This is a genomic window from Arthrobacter sp. FW306-2-2C-D06B (genome assembly GCF_021789175.1).
Classification (GTDB): domain Bacteria; phylum Actinomycetota; class Actinomycetes; order Actinomycetales; family Micrococcaceae; genus Arthrobacter.
In genome coordinates this window covers 3500815-3517431 of sequence record NZ_CP084560.1, presented here as the reverse complement: position 1 = coordinate 3517431, position 16617 = coordinate 3500815, and the positions used below count along the sequence as shown (strand labels likewise).

The 16617-nt window shown below is 63.9% G+C and carries 17 protein-coding genes; 8 read left to right on the top strand and 9 right to left on the bottom strand.

Annotation, left to right across the window (positions count from 1 at the left end):
* Positions 1 to 59: 59 nt before the first annotated feature.
* On the top strand, positions 60 to 1178 hold the full coding sequence (locus LFT47_RS16410; protein WP_236812322.1) for a winged helix DNA-binding domain-containing protein: 1119 nt from the start codon (positions 60 to 62) through the stop codon (positions 1176 to 1178).
* Positions 1179 to 1258: 80 nt separating this feature from the next.
* Here the strand turns inward: LFT47_RS16410 and asd are convergent, their stop codons facing one another.
* The 8 genes from asd to LFT47_RS16370 form a co-directional block, all read right to left on the bottom strand.
* Positions 1259 to 2401: an aspartate-semialdehyde dehydrogenase gene (asd, locus tag LFT47_RS16405; protein WP_236812321.1), complete on the bottom strand. Its 1143-nt coding sequence runs from the start codon at positions 2399 to 2401 to the stop codon at positions 1259 to 1261.
* A gap of 119 nt (positions 2402 to 2520) precedes the next feature.
* The gene (locus tag LFT47_RS16400; protein WP_236812320.1) at positions 2521 to 2745 is read right to left on the bottom strand and encodes an NF038396 family protein; all 225 of its coding nucleotides are present in this window, start codon (positions 2743 to 2745) and stop codon (positions 2521 to 2523) included.
* A gap of 2 nt (positions 2746 to 2747) precedes the next feature.
* On the bottom strand, positions 2748 to 3335 hold the full coding sequence (locus LFT47_RS16395; RefSeq protein ID WP_236812319.1) for a dihydrofolate reductase: 588 nt from the start codon (positions 3333 to 3335) through the stop codon (positions 2748 to 2750).
* Positions 3332 to 4135 carry a thymidylate synthase gene (locus LFT47_RS16390; RefSeq protein WP_272909589.1) on the bottom strand — a complete coding sequence of 268 codons (804 nt, stop codon included), beginning with the start codon at positions 4133 to 4135 and terminating at the stop codon, positions 3332 to 3334. The genes LFT47_RS16395 and LFT47_RS16390 overlap by 4 nt, the downstream gene beginning before the upstream one ends.
* An 18-nt stretch (positions 4136 to 4153) precedes the next feature.
* Positions 4154 to 5122, bottom strand: a complete 969-nt coding sequence (locus LFT47_RS16385) for an NUDIX hydrolase (RefSeq protein WP_236812318.1) — start codon at positions 5120 to 5122, stop codon at positions 4154 to 4156.
* A 10-nt stretch (positions 5123 to 5132) separates the two neighbouring features.
* Positions 5133 to 7382: an RNA degradosome polyphosphate kinase gene (locus tag LFT47_RS16380; RefSeq protein ID WP_236812317.1), complete on the bottom strand. Its 2250-nt coding sequence runs from the start codon at positions 7380 to 7382 to the stop codon at positions 5133 to 5135.
* Positions 7383 to 7486: 104 nt separating this feature from the next.
* Positions 7487 to 8458, bottom strand: coding sequence for a mycothiol synthase (gene mshD / locus LFT47_RS16375; RefSeq protein ID WP_236812315.1), 972 nt, complete (start codon positions 8456 to 8458; stop codon positions 7487 to 7489).
* A 244-nt stretch (positions 8459 to 8702) separates the two neighbouring features.
* Positions 8703 to 9401 carry a winged helix-turn-helix transcriptional regulator gene (locus tag LFT47_RS16370; protein WP_236812314.1) on the bottom strand — a complete coding sequence of 233 codons (699 nt, stop codon included), beginning with the start codon at positions 9399 to 9401 and terminating at the stop codon, positions 8703 to 8705.
* Between the two features lie 312 nt (positions 9402 to 9713).
* Between LFT47_RS16370 and LFT47_RS16365 the strand changes: the two genes are divergently transcribed.
* From LFT47_RS16365 to LFT47_RS16335, 7 genes are all read left to right on the top strand, one after another.
* The gene (locus tag LFT47_RS16365; RefSeq protein ID WP_236812313.1) at positions 9714 to 10448 is read left to right on the top strand and encodes a permease; all 735 of its coding nucleotides are present in this window, start codon (positions 9714 to 9716) and stop codon (positions 10446 to 10448) included.
* Positions 10449 to 10614: 166 nt separating this feature from the next.
* A complete protein-coding gene (locus LFT47_RS16360) occupies positions 10615 to 11211 on the top strand; it encodes an FABP family protein (protein ID WP_236812312.1) in 597 nt (198 codons plus the stop codon).
* A 90-nt stretch (positions 11212 to 11301) separates the two neighbouring features.
* Positions 11302 to 12024: a flavodoxin family protein gene (locus LFT47_RS16355; protein ID WP_236812311.1), complete on the top strand. Its 723-nt coding sequence runs from the start codon at positions 11302 to 11304 to the stop codon at positions 12022 to 12024.
* Between the two features lie 22 nt (positions 12025 to 12046).
* Complete coding sequence (ygfZ, locus tag LFT47_RS16350; RefSeq protein ID WP_236812310.1) at positions 12047 to 13132, top strand: CAF17-like 4Fe-4S cluster assembly/insertion protein YgfZ; 1086 nt, start codon at positions 12047 to 12049, stop codon at positions 13130 to 13132.
* Complete coding sequence (locus LFT47_RS16345) at positions 13129 to 13542, top strand: ankyrin repeat domain-containing protein (protein WP_236812309.1); 414 nt, start codon at positions 13129 to 13131, stop codon at positions 13540 to 13542. Before ygfZ ends, LFT47_RS16345 begins: the two co-directional genes overlap by 4 nt.
* Positions 13543 to 13662: 120 nt before the next feature.
* A complete protein-coding gene (locus tag LFT47_RS16340) occupies positions 13663 to 14223 on the top strand; it encodes a PadR family transcriptional regulator (protein ID WP_236812308.1) in 561 nt (186 codons plus the stop codon).
* A 54-nt stretch (positions 14224 to 14277) separates the two neighbouring features.
* Positions 14278 to 15798, top strand: a complete 1521-nt coding sequence (locus LFT47_RS16335; RefSeq protein WP_236812306.1) for a DHA2 family efflux MFS transporter permease subunit — start codon at positions 14278 to 14280, stop codon at positions 15796 to 15798.
* A 79-nt stretch (positions 15799 to 15877) separates the two neighbouring features.
* Here LFT47_RS16335 and LFT47_RS16330 read toward each other — a convergent pair whose 3' ends face one another.
* The gene (locus LFT47_RS16330) at positions 15878 to 16609 is read right to left on the bottom strand and encodes a GNAT family N-acetyltransferase (RefSeq protein ID WP_236812304.1); all 732 of its coding nucleotides are present in this window, start codon (positions 16607 to 16609) and stop codon (positions 15878 to 15880) included.
* Positions 16610 to 16617: the final 8 nt, after the last annotated feature.

The following is a 16617-nucleotide window of genomic DNA, read 5'->3' as shown; positions in this document are numbered from 1 at the left end:
GTTCCTCCAGCGTGTTAATGAGGACCGAAGCTGTCCGCCGTGCGTCTTATGATGGGGCCATGGCAGCTTCGACGAAGATCAGCGTCACTCCCAAAGTCATGGGGAGGCTGCGCCTCGCGAGCCAAGGATTGCTTGGCGGATTCAGTAGCCCGGAGGAATGCGTCTCCAGGATGGGTGCCATGCAGGCCCAGGACCTCACCTCGGCGTTCTGGGCGGTGGGACAGCGGGTCCCTGGTTCCGGCCTCTCTAAGGTGCTGGAAGCGCTGGAGAACGGCACAGTGGTGCGGTCCTGGCCCATGCGGGGCACACTTCACCTGGTTCCGCCGCGGGACTTGCGCTGGATCCTGGCCATCACCGCCGAACGATCCATGCGTTCGGTGGCCGCGCGGCACCGGGAGCTCGGCATCGACGAAGCAGACATCGCCACGTGCCGGGACCTTGCCCTTGAACGGGTCGCCGGAAGCCCGGGCGCAACGCGCGAGGAGCTTTTCAAGATCTTCGAGTCCGCTGGCCAAGTGACCGCGGCCCAACGCGGGATCCATTTGCTGTGGATTCTGTGCCAGAACGCTTGGCTGGTCCAAGGTCCTCCGGCCGGTACGGCAGGCAAAGCGCTTGGACAGCAACTATTCGTGGCCTTCGATGAGTGGATTCCGGAATCCAAGAGTCTGAGCCGAGGAGAAGGGATTGCCGAATTCCTGCTCAGGTATATACGCAGCCACGGACCGGTCACGCTCTTGGACTTCGCGTGGTGGACCCAGATCCCTAAAGCCGAGGTCCGGGCAGCGCATGAGGCCATTCGCAGCCAAGTCGTTGAGCTCGTCTTCCGGGGAACGTCCTACTGGCTGTCGCCCGAGACGGCGGCACTGCTCGACGACGGAGTCCCCGGCTCGCGGACGGTCCTCGCCTTGCCGGGATTCGATGAATTCCTGCTGGGGTATACGGACCGCAGCCTTGTCTTGCCCCCCGAGCATTTCCAGAAGGTCGTTCCGGGCGGCAACGGTGTCTTCAAGCGGATGATCGTGTCCGGCGGTGAAGTGGTGGGCACGTGGTCCCGCAGCGGCACCGGCCGGACCGCCGTCGTCGAGCCCGAACCGTTCGCCACGGAAGGCCTGACTCCGGCGGCCAAGCGCTCCTTCGAACTCCAGGCCGCGAAGTACGTGCGGTTCATGGAGAGTTGACCCAACTGACTCGCAGTTGTTGTCGTTATGAGCCCTCAAAACGACAACAACTGCGAGTCAGTTGATTAGAAGCAGGAGTCCTAGAGGGTGCCGGTGGCGATCTTCAGCATGCGGCGCAGCGGCTCGGCAGCGCCCCAGAGGAGCTGGTCGCCCACGGTGAAGGCGCTGATGTATTCCGGGCCCATCTCGAGCTTGCGGATACGGCCCACGGGGATCTCCAAAGTGCCGGACGCGGCTACCGGGGTGAGGTCCGCCATGGAGGCTTCCTTGGTGTTGGGAACGACCTTGGCCCACTCATTGTCAGCGTCAAGGAGCTTCTCGATTTCGGCGACGGACAAGTCCTCGCGCAGCTTGAGCGTCAGCGCCTGGGAGTGGGAGCGCATGGCGCCGATACGGACACAGAGGCCGTCCATCACCACATGGTCCTTGCCCGGCTTCCCGTTGCCCGTGCCGAGGATCTTGTTGGTTTCCACCCCGGCCTTCCACTCTTCCTTGGACTGGCCGTTGCCGAGGTCGGCGTCGATCCAGGGGATCAGCGAGCCGGCCAGCGGAACGCCGAACTGGGTGGCGTCGACGCCGGAGCGCTGGGTCGCCAGGACCTTGCGGTCGATTTCCAGGATCGCCGAGGCGGGATCGTCCAGTTCGCTGCTGACTTCGTTGTTGAGGGTGCCGAACTGGTTGAGCAGTTCGCGCATGTGGCGGGCACCGCCGCCCGAGGCCGCCTGGTAGGTCATGGACGTGCCCCACTCAACCAGGTTGTTCTTGAACAGGCCGCCGAGCCCCATAAGCATGCAGGAAACCGTGCAGTTGCCGCCGATGTAGTCCTTCACGCCGCCGGACAGGCCTGCGTCGACGACGTCGCGGTTGATGGGGTCCAGCACGATGATGGAGTCGTCGTTCATGCGCAGGGTGGACGCGGCGTCGATCCACAGCCCGTCCCAGCCGCGGCCGCGCAGCTCACCGTGGACTTGCTTCGTGTAGTCGCCACCCTGGGCCGTGACAATAATCGGCAGCTTGGCAAGAGTCTCAATGTCGAACGCGTTCTCGAGCTTGCCTGAGCCGTCGGCAAATGACGGCGCGGCACCTCCAGCGTTCGAGGTGGAGAAAAATACCGGGTTGATGTTGGCGAAGTCGCCTTCTTCCTGCATGCGCTGCATCAGGACGGAGCCGACCATGCCACGCCAACCGACCAGTCCAACGGACGGATTAGCTGCTGTAGTCATTGAACCAGTCTAGACTTTCGCGGCTCCCGGCCGCTGTCGGTTACGTCACGAGGTGACCCGGACCCAACTGACTGGCAGTAGGTGTCGTTTTGGGGACTCAAAACGACATCTAATGCGAGTTACTTGGGCGAGGAGTCGGGTTCTTCCAGCAGGGCCGCCTTGCGGGCGCGCAAGGCGTAGAAGGCTCCAAAAGCGAAGACCTGGGTCACAACTACAAGCACGATGATTCCCAGGATCTTGTTGCCGCCCAGGATCATGGTGAGTCCAACGATCGCGGACAAGAGCGCGAAGAGCGGCAACAACATGTAGCCGAGCACGAACAGGGTCTCAGGTTTCTTCAGCATTCTCAGTCTTCCGTCCGGCGCCACGTGGCGATCCGGTAGTTGGTGCCGTTCTTCGACGTCAGCCAGCCTTCAACCGGTTTCGTCGACTCAAGACTCCACGCCTCGCCGAACTCCGGCGCGAACGTGTCGCCGTCGGTGTCGGAATCTATGACCGTGACGACAGCGACATTCGCGATATCCATGGACTGCCGGTAAATTTCGCCGCCGCCAATGATCCAGACATTCTGGCCGCCGGGTGCGAACTGCGACTCAAGCAGGGCGGCATCAAGGGAGGAAACCACGACGGCGCCACGTGCTTCGGGCGAGTCGGCCCAGCCGTGTTGCCTGGTCACCACGATATTGGTGCGGCCGGGCAAGGGCCGGTACTTTGCGGGAAAAGACTCCCAGGTTTTCCGGCCCATGATGACCGGATGTCCTGTTGTCAGCCGGCTGAAGTGCTGCAGATCCTCGGGGACATGCCAGGGCATGGTCCCGCCCTTGCCGATCACTCCGCTGCCGGTCTGTGCCCAGACCAGGCCGATTCCGTTGAGCGTTTCCGCGGCCTCCCCGGAGGAAGGCGACTCCGCGGCAGGAGATTCGTGGATGTTCATACCGCCACGGGCGCTTTGATCGAGGGATGGTGGCGGTAGCCGACTACTTCGAAGTCCTCGAAGGTGTAGTCGAAGATCGAGTCCGGCTTGCGGGCGAAGCGCAATTGCGGGTACTCGTATGGCTCCCGGGAGAGCTGCTCGGTGACTTGCTCGACGTGGTTGTCGTAGACGTGGACGTCCCCGCCTGTCCAGACGAAATCGCCGGGCTCAAGGCCCAGTTGCTGGGCCACCATGCAGGTCAGCAGCGCATAGGAAGCGATGTTGAACGGAACGCCCAGGAACATGTCTGCCGAACGCTGGTACAACTGGCAGGACAACTTGCCGTCGGCCACGTAGAACTGGAAGAACGCGTGGCACGGCGGCAGGGCCATGTCCTTGATCTCGGACACGTTCCATGCCGAAACGATGTGCCGGCGTGAATCCGGGTTGGCGGCCAGGCCCTTCATGAGCTCGGCGATCTGGTCAATGTGCCCGCCATCGGGGGTCGGCCAGCTGCGCCATTGAACCCCGTACACGGGGCCGAGTTCGCCGTCGGCGTCCGCCCACTCGTCCCAGATGGTGACACCCTGCTCCTGGAGCCACTTCACGTTCGACTCGCCGCGGAGGAACCACAAGAGCTCCAGCGCGAGTGATTTGAAATGCACCCGTTTGGTGGTTATGAGCGGGAAACCCCGGCTCAAATCGAAGCGCAGCTGGCGGCCGAAAACGCTCCGCGTGCCAGTGCCCGTGCGGTCCGACTTATGCGTGCCGTTGGCCATGACGTCGCGCAGGAGGTCTTCATATGGGGTTGGGATGCTCACGCACCCAGCTTACTGGAGTCAGTCGTCGAAGGGCTTGATCTGTTCCACGGCCACAACGCGCTGGCCGTTTGCCCGGGCCACGTGGCACACGATCAGCTCGCCAGGCGCCAGGTACGGATCCTGGGCAGGCAGCATCTCGTGAAGCTCGGGGCCCATACGCGCGCCGAGCGTCTTCAAGACGGTGGGGAGTGCCGGCCTGTGGGTGCAGAGCGCAACCCCGCGCTGCTTGTCGAACAGGCCCTCGACGACGGCGGATGTCTTCTTCGGGCTCCGCTGGTGGTTGTGCTCGGTCAGGGCCTCCACAAGTTTCACCTTGGCTCCGGCCGACTTGGCATACGGCGCGATGGTGGATACGCACCTGGCCCACGGACTGCTCACGATCCGCAGCGGCTTCCACACGCCCAGGAGCCGTTCCACGGCCAGCGCCTGCCGCAGTCCCGTCACGGCCAGCGGCCGGCTGCCTTCGGCCTTGGACCAGGAGGATCGTGGCTTGGCCTTGGCATGGCGCACCAGAATCAGGGGCCAGGTCTCCAGCTCACTGTTCAGGTGTGCCTTCGCGAGCGCCTGGAGGGGTCCCACATCTGTCGGGTTGCTCAGGAAACGTGCGGCTTTGTCCGGCGCGGCCCACATGTAGGCATCCACTTCCTCGCCGTCCGGCTTGATGATGGACCCGTTGACCTGGGTCGCCCAGTAGTGCACCACCTTCAACCCGGCCGCCACATGATAGTGGGTCGGAGGAAGGGGGATCCCGAGGGCGGCGTCGAGGCCGATCTCTTCCCTGATCTCGCGGACGGCGCACTCCGGGATGGTTTCCCCGGCGTCGAGCTTGCCCTTGGGCCAGGACCAGTCGTCGTATTTTGGCCGATGAATCAGCAGGACCTCGAGGGCACCCTTGGTAACGCGCCAAGGAATAGCGCCGGCCGCCGTGACGGCGATCGGCTCTCCGGGATGGTCCGTCTGGTCTGCAACAGGTGTATCGCTCTTCAACTTTCGCTGCCTACCGCCGGGCAACTGCACGTTGGCGGGACCGGGAGGCAAGCAGCCAAGACTGGATGTCCAACAGCGGCGTGCCGTCTTCGGTCTGGTGGAACCTTGTCCAGTGGCCTTGGTTGTCGAGGTGCCAGCTGGCCGTGCCCGGGTCCATGTAACGGCGCAGCAGGTCCATGACCTCGGCCGTGTCTTCGCGGTTGGAGAGCTGCACCAGGGCTTCAACCCGGCGGTCTAGGTTGCGGTGCATCATGTCCGCGGAGCCGATGTAGACCACGGGATCGTTGGCATTGGCGAAGGCAAACACGCGCGAGTGCTCCAGGAAACGGCCAAGGACGGAGCGGACTGTGATGTTCTCGCTCAGTCCAGGCACTCCCGGACGCAGCGAGCAGATGCCACGGACAATGACGTCAACCTTTACCCCGGCCTGTGACGCCCGGTAAAGGGCATCGATGGTGGCCTCGTCAACCATGGAGTTGACCTTGATCTGGACCTTGGCGGTAATTCCTGCGCGGGCATTGCGGATCTCGGTCTCGATCCTGTCGATCAGGCCGGACCGTACCGAGCGCGGCGCCACGAGGAGCCGCTTGAAGGTTGACTTGGGGGCATATCCGGAGAGCTGGTTGAAGAGCTTGGACAGGTCCTCGCCGACTTGCTCATTGGAGGTCAACAAGCCCAGGTCCTCGTAGTAGCGGGCCGTCCGGGGGTGGTAGTTGCCTGTGCCGATGTGGCAGTACCGGCGGAGGCCATCCACTTCCTGGCGGACAACCAGGGACAACTTGCAGTGCGTCTTGAGTCCCACGATGCCGTACACCACGTGCACGCCAGCCTGCTCAAGTTTGCGTGCCCAGGAGATGTTGGCCTGCTCGTCAAAGCGGGCCTTGATCTCCACGAGGGCCAGGACCTGCTTGCCAGCCTCGGCGGCGTCGATCAGTGCGTCGACGATCGGGGAATCGCCGGACGTGCGGTACAGGGTCTGCTTGATGGCCTGGACCTTGGGGTCGGCGGCGGCCTGCTCCAGGAAGGCCTGGACCGACGTCGAGAACGAGTCGTAAGGGTGGTGCAGGAGGATGTCGCGGCGACGCATCGCCGCGAAGACGTTGGCGGCTTTGGAGGTCTCGGATTCGTTCAGGTACCGCGAGGTGTGGGGGACGTGCTTGGGGTAGTGGAGGTCGGCGCGGTCAATTCCGCCGATGACCGACAGGCCCCGGAGGTCCAAGGGAGCCGGAACGGAGTAGACCTCGGATTCCTCGACACCGAGTTCCCGCACCAGGAGCGCACGGATGTTCGGGTTGATGTCGGTGGTGACCTCAAGCCGGACGGGCGGGCCGAAGCGGCGGCGCAGGAGTTCTTTTTCGAGCGCCTGCAGGAGGTTCTCGGCGTCGTCCTCTTCAACTTCCACGTCCTCGTTGCGGGTGACGCGGAAGGAATGGTGCTCCATGACTTCCATTCCGGGGAACAGCTTGTCCAAATGCACCGCGATGACCTCTTCGAGGGCGATGAATCGTGCCACCCGGCCTGGGACGGCACCGGCGCGCGGTCCGTCGATCGAGACGAGCCGAGGCAGCTGGTCCGGAACCTTGACGCGGGCGAAGAGTTCCTTGTCGCTCACGGGGTTGCGGACAATCACGGCCAGGTTGAGGGAAAGGCCGGAGATGTACGGGAACGGGTGGGCGGGATCAACGGCGAGCGGGGTGAGGATCGGGAAGACCTTCTCGCCGAACATGATGCTCAAGCGGTGCTGGGCCTCGTCGTCGAGTTCGTCCCAGCGCATGAGGTGGATGTGCTCATAGGCCAGAGCGGGGCGGATCTGCTCGGCAAACACGCGCGCGTGGCGTTCCTGCAGCTTTCGGGCGGCATCGCCGATCTGCTCCAGGACTTCGATGGGGCTCAGCCCGGCGGGGGAGGGCACCGCGAGTCCGGTGGCGATGCGGCGCTTCAAGCCGGCAACCCGCACCATGAAGAATTCATCCAGGTTCGAGGCGAAGATGGAGAGGAAATTGACCCGCTCCAGGAGGAACAGGTCCGGATCCTCCGCGAGCTCGAGAACCCGGGAGTTGAAGGCGAGCCAGCTCAGCTCGCGGTCCAGGAAGCGGTCCGGAGTGATGTCGCCTTCCGGTTCAAGGGAGGGCGCAAATTCGGGAATGTCGATGCGGTCCTGTGTTGCCCGCGCAGCCGGGACTTCGGAAGATCCGAAGCGGGGAGGCAAGGTTGCGCCCTTGACCTCGGTTTTGGTGGTTCCGACCGGGTCCGGGTTCATCGGGCTCTCCTTCGTTCAGCGCGGGGGTTTGATTCAACCCTACAAGGATTCCACGTGCCGGAATCCTAGATGTCCTAGCCTTTCAGATACGCCTTGGTTCCGGGTTACTCCCGGGTTAACGGCGCATACATGACATCGACGTCCCATCGTACGAATCCCAGCTTCTGGTAAAGGGCGACGGCAGCGGTGTTGTCGGCGTCCACGTACAACATCACGGAGTGCAGTTCGTGGCTTTGGAGGTACCTGATCCCGGCGACAGTGAGCGCCTTGCCAAGCCCCAGCCCCTGGGCCGCAGGGGTCACGCCGACGACGTAGACCTCACCGATGGCCGGATGGGGTCCTTGCCGGGGGTGCACCTTGGTCCAATGGAAACCGAGCAACTCTCCGGCCGGGTTCACGGCCAGCAGGAAACCTGCGGGATCGAACCAGTCCTCGGCCATCCGGGCTTCCAGGTCGGCCCGGGTCAGGGAACCCTGCTCGGGGTGGTGGGCGAAAGCCGCCCTGTTGGCGGCCAGCCAGGCGGACTCATCCTGACCCGGCACGAAGGCGCGCAGCGAGACTCCCTCAGGGAGGCCGGCGTCGGGCAGTTCCGCTGTGGAGGTCATGAGCCGCATCTTCCACAGTTCGCGCACCGGGCCGTAGCCGTAACGGGACGCAAGCTCCGCGGCGGCCTCGTGGTTCCCATGGGACCAGGCGTTCAGCCCCTCGAGCCCGCGGCTGTTCCGGAGCGAGTCCAGCAGCCGGCCTGCGACACCCTGGTTGCGGTAGCTGGGGTGCACCGCCATTTCAAGGACTCCTGTCCCGTCGTCCGCTTCAACCACGACGGCGATTCCCGCCAGATCCTGGCCGCTCGCCGGATCGGACTGCTCGTCCGGGGCATACAAGGCCAGTGTGAGCACCGAGTGGTCGCCGGCATCGGCTCCGCGCAGCATGACCAGGGTCTGTTCGGACAGCGGGGGATTGCCGTCCGACTCCTCGGCAGCTGCGGCCAGCGTCTTGATGTCTTTCAACAAGTCGTTATCCGACGCGCCTTTGACGACGAGGACGGGCCAGTTCTCCGGGTGCGCAGGGCTCATGCTGCAAGGCTATACGTCTCCGGCCGGTTTGGCGGGATCGATTTTGCGGCCACTGTGTTGGCCGTGTAAGGTCTATATCTCGTCCGGCTTCGCGAAGCAGGATACGAGGGGGATCCACCAGTGGGGTGGCCTCGATACGTTCGACCCGTATGTCCTCCACTCAAACACAGGGAAGGCCCGGACTCAGTGAGTCCGGGCCTTCCCTGTGTTTCAGAAGCTCGGGGTTTTGAAGCGTTTCGGAAGCCTAGGCCTCCGTGAGCTCGTCTTCCGTCAAGCGGACCAAGGTCAGCCGGTAGCCGACGTTGCGGACCGTGCTGATGAGGTTCTCGTGGTCCACGCCCAGCTTGGCACGCAGGCGCCGGACGTGAACGTCCACGGTGCGCGTGCCGCCGTAGTAGTCGTAGCCCCACACCTCGGTGAGAAGCTGCTGGCGCGTGAACACCCTGCCCGGGTGCTGGGCCAGATACTTCAGCAGTTCGAACTCCTTGAAGGTCAGGTTGAGCGGCTGCCCGTTCACGCGGGCCGTGTAGCTTGCCTCGTCGATCACGACGCCGGCCGCCCGGATTTCGGTGTTGGTTTCCTCTTCGCCGGGGATGGCGCGGGCCACGGCCAGGCGGATCCGGGCTTCGACTTCGGCCGGGCCCGCCGAGTCGAGGACGATGTCATCAACAGACCATGCGGAAGAGACGGCAGCCATGCCGCCTTCGGTGAGGATCAGGATGAGGGGGGCGCTCAAGCCCGTGGCTTTGAGCAACTGGGTCAGGGAGCGGGCCCCCACGAGGTCCTTGCGGGCATCAAGGAAGACGACGTCGGTGGGGTCGGTTTCGAGCAATGCCGTTGGCTCTGCCGGAAGGATGTGGACCCGGTGGTTCAATAGCTCCAAGGCGGGCAGGATGTCTACCGACGACCCGGTGCTGTTCGTCAGGAGCAGGATGTGCGACATAGTTCCTCCAATGGGCGGTCCGCGCATCATCGGGCGTCTGAACCGGGTTTCCACCGGCCGGTAGCTGCTTATGGGGCGTGGTTCCGTTGTAACGGAAGCGTTGCAACAAGAAGCGCTGTTGACAACCGAGTATACCCAAAGGCCCCTGCAACGTCAGGGATTCGTGTCACCTTCAACCCATGTTTGCGACATATTTGTGCCGTATAAGGCAGGATTGGCAGGAGGTTGCTCGCAGCCTGGAACGAAATGGGGCCCATCGAGGACCCCACGAGGGCGCAACGAGGTGAGGGACACAGTGAGGTCAGGGGCGAAGTGAAGTCTTGGAGCATCGGGGTGGTCGGCCTCGTGGCGCTCGCGGTTTTCGTCGCCAGCTCTTACGGTCCCACGGAAGGGCTGGTCGCCGTCGGAATTCTGGCGTCGGCCGCGGTTGGCATCGGCTGGCCCCATTTCCTGGCCGTCCCCGCGAAAAAAACGCTCGCCACGGTGATCGGCCTGAGCGGTGCGGGTTCAGCCTTGGCTGCCGGATTCGTGCCAGCCCCCGGATTTCTCGACGCAACCCCCGCCTTCATCGCCGCAGGCGTGATCGCGGTGTTCGTCGTGCAGCTGATTCGCGGAACCGGTCAGGCCCAACGGCTCGAATCCACCCTTGGCAGTTGCGCCGGCGTCCTGCTGAGCTGCCTTGGCGCGGGTTGGATTGCGGGTGCGAGGTTCAACGGGATCAAGGAAATGGTGTTGGTCGCCGCTCTCAGCGCCGCCGTCGCCCTCCTCGCCGGCTTGTTGCGCTGGCCGGACCGGGTCGTGGCGCCTTTGGGCATCGTGGCGGCGGGATTGGTGGCTCCGCTGGCAGGCCTCGTGTTCTCCAATATCGCGATCGTGGCCGCCATCGTGGTGGGCGTCGTCATCGGCTCGGTCCTGGTCAGTTTCCGCCGGATGGTGACGCTTCGGCTCGGCCGCCTCAATTTCCCGGCCGTCCTTGGAATGGGCGTCGCCCCCGTCTGGGCGGTTGGCGCCATGTGCTACTTCATCGACAAACTACTCATCTACTAACAGTTAGGATGGCATCATGTCCGTACTTGCATTTGAAATCTTCTTCCTTGTCCTCCTCGGCCTGGCCAGCCTCTCGATGGCGTGGTTCGCTGGTTTTGTCGTTTACCGTCTCTTCAAGGGCCAGAAGTAGAGCTTCTGTACCTTCCGGTCCGCTGAGGTAATTGCTGTGCCCATCGAAATCCCTTCCGACCTGACACCCGAATTGGTACCCCTTTCCTGGCTCATTGGTGAGTGGGAAGGCCGGGGACGGCTTGGAACCGGTGAAGAAGACTCGGATCATTTCATCCAGCATGTCTCCTTCACGCACCACGGTCTGCCCTACCTGGAGTACCGCGCGGAAAGCTGGCTCAGCGACGAGGACGGCACCAAGTTGCGGCCCCTCACGGTGGAAACAGGCTTCTGGGCGCTGGAACGGAAAATGCTCGACGCCGACGGCGGCCCCGGCTTGATTCCCGCGGAAATGGTCCCGGTTTTGAAAACCGCCGACGACGTCGAGGCCCACCGGAACGCGGACGGCGGGTTCGACATCGCCGTGACGATCGCCCATCCGGGGGGCATCAGCGAGCTGTACTACGGCCAAATCAAGGGGCCGCAGATCCAAATGAGCACCGATATGGTGATGCGCGGCGGCCACTCCAAGGAATACACTGCGGCCACACGCATCTTCGGCCTCGTGGATGGTAACCTGTTGTGGCGCTGGGATGTGTCCACACCGGGCAAGTCGCTCGAGGCCCACGCTTCGGCTTTCCTGAACAGGCTTTAGTAGGAGGGCTTGTTCCCTGGCTTCAAGGTCTCACCGAAGAGGTCTCACTGAACGTCCCGTTTCGCAGTCCGAACCAAAGGGGAGCAGCAAGTGAACGAAGCAACGAAGCCTGCCAGTTATGACGATCTCAAGGCTGTGTTTTTCAACGGGACGCTCAAGCCATCGCCGCAAGTGAGCAATACCGACGGACTGATAGCCATCAGCCGGCGCATCATGGAAAAGCAGGGCGTCAGTACGCAGGTGATCCGCACGGTGGACCATGACATTGCCGCCGGAGTGTATCCGGACATGCGCGAACATGGCTGGGCCACTGACGAATGGCCGGAGTTGTACCCGGCCGTGTTGGAGGCCGACATCGTGGTGGTGGCCGGTCCTATCTGGCTTGGAGATAACTCCTCCCAGACCAAGAAACTCATCGAGCGGCTCTACGCCCATTCGGGCCAGCTCAATAGCAAAGGCCAGTGGGCCTACTATCCGAAGGTCGGTGGCTGCCTGATCACGGGCAACGAGGATGGCATCAAACACTGCGCCATGAACGTGCTGTATAGCCTCCAGCACGTCGGCTTCACTATTCCGCCCCAGGCCGATGCCGGCTGGATCGGTGCAGTCGGCCCCGGCCCCAGCTACCTCGACGAAGGATCTGGTGGCCCCGAGAGCGACTTCACCAACCGGAACACCACCTTCATGACGTGGAACCTGCTCCACTACGCCCGGATGCTCAAGGACGTCGGCGGCATTCCTGCCTACGGCAACCTCCCGGATGACTGGAAAGCCGGCACACGCTTCGATTTTGAAAACCCGGAATACCGCTGAGCCCCAAGGACTTCTACTACATATGACTTACAAGAGCCCCCTATTGTCGCGCCCCGGAACTGTAGAAGGCGGCGGCGAGGACTCCGGCGTCGCGGCCCACTACGGCGAGCCCCTGCGGGAGCAGCGCGCACTCGCCGCCGGCACCGCCGTCGTCGACCTTTCCTACCGGGGCGTTGTCACGGTCACCGGACCGGACCGCCTTAGCTGGCTCAACACCCTTTCTTCGCAGCAACTGACCAACCTCCAGCCCCGCGTCTCCAGTGAGCTTTTGCTCCTCACCATCCAGGGCCGCATCGAGTTTGACGCCCGCGTGGTGGACGACGGCGAGACCACCTGGCTGCTGGTCGAAGCCGCCGAGGCTGCCCCGCTGGCGGAGTGGCTCGACAAAATGCGGTTCATGTTGCGCGTCGAGGTGGCCGACGTGTCCGCCGATTGGGCCGTCGTCGGCTCAACCAAGCCTGTTGACGCCTGGTCCGGGCGGCTCGTCTGGGAGGACCCGTGGCCGCACATCGGCGTCGGCGGCTACTCCTACAGCGTGGTGGAGGAAGGCTCTCACCCCGGCCTTGAGCGACCCTGGTTCGAGTACCTCATTCCCGCGGCCGAGCTCGAAGCGGCCGTTGAGGGTATGGCCCTCGCCGGCTCGTTGGCCGCGGAGGCGCTCCGCATTGCCGCCTGGCGTCCCCGGCTCGGCGCGGAGACGGACGAGAAGACCATTCCGCACGAGCTCGATCTCCTCCGGACCTCGGTCCACTTGTCCAAGGGCTGCTACAAGGGCCAGGAGACCATCGCCCGCGTCCACAACCTGGGACACCCGCCCCGGCGGCTCGTTTTCCTGCAGTTGGACGGCTCGCAGCACACCCTTCCGGCGCCGGGCAGCGTCGTATTTGCCGGAGAGCGCAAGGTGGGTACGCTGACATCCGTGGCCCAGCATTTCGAAATGGGGGCAGTAGGGCTGGCTCTGATCAAGCGGTCTGTCGACCCGCACGAAGTGCTGACCGTGCTGGACGGTGAGGAGCCTTATCCGGCCGCCCAGGAAGTAATCGTTGCGCCCGATGCCGGACAGGTGGTGGGGCGTCAGACCGGATTCCTGAAGGGACCCCATCGATGAGCGAAACGACGGGCGCCGAAGCCCAAACGGGCAGTGCCGATGACGAGGCCATTGCCTTGGCGCATGCCTTGTTCGATGCCGCCAGGGAAGGCAACTCGCAGATCCTGCGCAGCTACCTCAATGCCGGTGCGCCGGCTGGAATGCGCACTGCCGCGGGTGACTCGCTGCTGATGCTGGCCGCATACCATGGCCACGCTGAAACCGTACAGCTTCTGCTCTACCACGGTGCCGATGCAAACGGCGCGAACGACCGTGGCCAGACTCCGCTGGCCGGCGCAGTTTTCAAGGGTTACACGGAGGTGGCCCGGGTTCTGATCGACGCGGGGGCCGATCCCGACGCCGGTGCACCCACAGCGCGCGACGCCGCCCGGATGTTTGCCCGCACGGAAATTCTCGGACTGCTCGGATAAGCCAAGGCGGGGCCGTCGGGCTTTGCCCATGCGTGACGGCCTCGCCGCGCTGGCTGCCTTGCGTTCAAATATTCCATGTGGAATAGTTGTTGTGGAATAGTTCGCACGGAGGATGGGTAAATGGCACGAGCCGCACTGACTCCACTGGGCGTCGCTGCATTGGCCCTCCTTGTCGAGGCGCCGATGCATCCATACGAGATGTACCAGCTCCTGATGGCCCGCCACGAGGACCGCTTGGTCAAAGTCCGGCCGGGTACGCTCTACCACGCAGTCGGCCGCCTGGAAGAGGCGGGTTTGGTCGAGTCCACAGGCATTGACCGTGCCGGAAACCGGCCCGAGCGCACCACTTACCGAATCACCGGAAGCGGCAGGGACGCGCTGACCGAGCGCCTCCAGAACATGCTGGCGGAACCCGTGAACGAATACCCGGTCTTCCCCCACGCTATCGCCGAGGCACACAACCTGCCGTCCGGCGTCGTACTCGAACTCCTGGACCATCGCGTGGCGAACCTGGAAAACCAACTCGACTTCCTGGTCCGGGGTGAAGAAGCTGTCGCTGCAAAAGGCGTCGAGCCCAAGTTCTGGATCGACGTCAAGTACCAACAAACCATGCTGCGGACGGAAATCGACTGGATACGCAGCTTCCAAAACGATCTCCGCAGCGGGCAGTTGCCATGGTGACCGCCCATCCCACGCACCAACTTGCAAGAAATTCAGCACAGTCTAAGGAAACCCATGGAAAACGTAGCTAAACCGTGGCCCGCACTGTGGTCCCTCGTGGTCGGGTTCTTCATGATCCTGATCGACACCACCATTGTTTCCGTGGCGAACCCACGGATCATGGAGGGCCTGCACACCGATATCAATGCCGTCATCTGGGTGACGAGCGCCTACCTCCTCGCCTACGCCGTTCCGTTGCTGATCACTGGACGGCTCGGTGACCGCTTCGGGCCGAAGAACCTCTACCTGATCGGCCTTGTGGTCTTCACCCTGGCCTCGCTGTGGTGCGGCCTCTCGGGCGATATCGGCATGCTGATCGCCGCCCGGGTGGTCCAGGGCATCGGCGCGGCCATGATGACGCCCCAAACAATGGCCGTCATTACGCGGATCTTCCCGCCCGACCGCCGCGGCGCGGCCATGGGCCTCTGGGGAGCCACGGCCGGCATGGCTATCCTCGTCGGCCCGATCCTCGGCGGCGTGTTGGTCGACGGCCTCGGTTGGCAGTGGATCTTCTTCGTCAACGTTCCCATCGGCGTCGTTGCCTTTGTCCTCGTGACCCGGCTCGTACCGAAGCTGACCACGCACAGCCACAAGTTCGACGTCCTGGGGGTCCTGCTGTCGGCAGCAGGCATGTTCCTGCTGGTGTTCGGCATCCAGGAAGGCCAAAGCTACAAGTGGGGGACCGTCACCGGAGCCATTACCGTGTGGGGACTGATCATCACGGGGCTCGTGGTCTTGGCCGTGTTCGTCTTGTGGCAGTGGCTCCTGGAGCGCCGCGGCGGCGAACCCCTGCTGCCGTTGGGCTTGTTCAAGGACCGCAACTTCTCCTTGGGCAACACCACCATCATGGCGGTGGGCTTCACCATCACCGCGTTCCCGCTGCCCACCATTTTCTACTACCAGGTAGTCCGCGGCTTGACCCCGACGCAGTCCGCATTGCTCATGATCCCCATGGCCGTGATTTCCGGCGCGCTGGCACCTTTTGTTGGCAAGCTGATCGACCGGATCAACCCGCGCTGGTTCGCCGCGTTCGGCCTCGTCTGCCTGTCCGGCGCACTCTTCTGGACCTCGACCCTTCTGAAGCCGGACACTCCCATCTGGATGTTCCTGCTGCCCAGCGCCCTCCAGGGTGTGGCCAACGGCTTCATTTGGGGCCCGGTCTCCAACGCCACTACCCGCAACCTCCCGCCGCGCTCGGCCGGCGCCGGTTCCGGTGTCTTCAACACGACGCGCCAGATTGGTGCGGTGCTGGGATCGGCCGCGATTGCTGCCCTCATCCAGTCCCGACTGGCGGCCGAGCTGCCCGCGGCTCCCCCAGGGGCCGCCCCGGCAGGCGAAGGCGGATTCACCGGGAAGTTGCCGGAATTCCTGCATGACGGCTTCTCGACGGCGATGAGCCAGTCGGTCCTGCTCCCGGCCTTCGCGATTCTGCTGGGCGCAGTAGCGGCGTTGTTGTTCGGCAAGCCCAAAGCCGTCCAGGGTTGGGGCGCGCCGGCTGCCGCCGCGAAGCCTGAGACTGTTTCGCAAGACGGTTAGCCCGCGCGAGCCGGCAGACGATGCCCTCAAAATACGATTTTGGGGGCATCGTCTGCCAACTCGCGGGCGGTGGAGGTCGCTAGCGGAGCAGCACGGAGGTCTGGATGCCGCCGTCGACGAATCCCAGCTTTCGGGCCAACGCCATCGAGCCCCGGTTGTCCAGTGCGGTCCGCCATTGCAGCGTGAGGCCCGAGGCGAGTGCCTCGTGGGCGGCGATCGACGCAGCCAGGGTTCCGAGTCCTTGCCGGCGCAGTTCCGGGGGCACCAGGACGCCCAAGTCCGCGAGGATCCCCTGCCACTCCGCATAAGCGCCGCAGGCCACCGGTTTGCGGTCCGGTTCGTTGCCATCCATCACAGTGAAATGGTGGTCCATCCTTGAGAGGTGGACTTCGTTGACGTCGTCCGGAGGGCATCTGCCCTCCAACTCGATTGCCTCCGGATGGCCGTGGGAGACGGTGACTTCGCCGCCTGGCTGGAAGAGGGGAAGGTCGTCGGCGAACAGCAGCGCAGAGGTCCCGAGCCCGTGTCCACCGTGTTCGCGGCTGATCCGCAACAGTGCGGAATGCTCGCTCAGTTGATCGTCCGAGAGCTCGACGGCGGCGGCCGCCGCCCATCCCGGAGCCACCAACGCCGAGCGGCCAAAGAGCCTCACGAACGTGATGGATTCAGCGTCCTCATCTTCCCTGACCAGCCGCTCCCCGACGCGGGCAGCAGGTGAGCCGGAGACGAAACTGAAGGCTTCGTCGTCGAACCCTAAATGCCGGGCCCAGACCAGCAGCACGATTTCCGCCGATCCCGCATCAAGTTCCATGACATCGA

Excerpts from the sequence above, each read along its gene's own strand:
- LFT47_RS16410 (WP_236812322.1), top strand. The coding sequence starts at position 60 with ATGGCAGCTTCGACGAAGATCAGCGTCACTCCCAAAGTCATGGGGAGG.
- LFT47_RS16340 (WP_236812308.1), top strand. The coding sequence starts at position 13,663 with ATGGCACGAGCCGCACTGACTCCACTGGGCGTCGCTGCATTGGCCCTC.
- asd (WP_236812321.1), bottom strand. The coding sequence starts at position 2,401 with ATGACTACAGCAGCTAATCCGTCCGTTGGACTGGTCGGTTGGCGTGGC.
- LFT47_RS16395 (WP_236812319.1), bottom strand. The coding sequence starts at position 3,335 with ATGAACATCCACGAATCTCCTGCCGCGGAGTCGCCTTCCTCCGGGGAG.
- LFT47_RS16330 (WP_236812304.1), bottom strand. The coding sequence starts at position 16,609 with ATGGAACTTGATGCGGGATCGGCGGAAATCGTGCTGCTGGTCTGGGCC.
- LFT47_RS16370 (WP_236812314.1), bottom strand. The coding sequence starts at position 9,401 with ATGTCGCACATCCTGCTCCTGACGAACAGCACCGGGTCGTCGGTAGAC.
- LFT47_RS16345 (WP_236812309.1), top strand. The coding sequence starts at position 13,129 with ATGAGCGAAACGACGGGCGCCGAAGCCCAAACGGGCAGTGCCGATGAC.
- mshD (WP_236812315.1), bottom strand. The coding sequence starts at position 8,458 with ATGAGCCCTGCGCACCCGGAGAACTGGCCCGTCCTCGTCGTCAAAGGC.
- LFT47_RS16380 (WP_236812317.1), bottom strand. The coding sequence starts at position 7,382 with ATGAACCCGGACCCGGTCGGAACCACCAAAACCGAGGTCAAGGGCGCA.
- ygfZ (WP_236812310.1), top strand. The coding sequence starts at position 12,047 with ATGACTTACAAGAGCCCCCTATTGTCGCGCCCCGGAACTGTAGAAGGC.
- LFT47_RS16335 (WP_236812306.1), top strand. The coding sequence starts at position 14,278 with ATGGAAAACGTAGCTAAACCGTGGCCCGCACTGTGGTCCCTCGTGGTC.
- LFT47_RS16400 (WP_236812320.1), bottom strand. The coding sequence starts at position 2,745 with ATGCTGAAGAAACCTGAGACCCTGTTCGTGCTCGGCTACATGTTGTTG.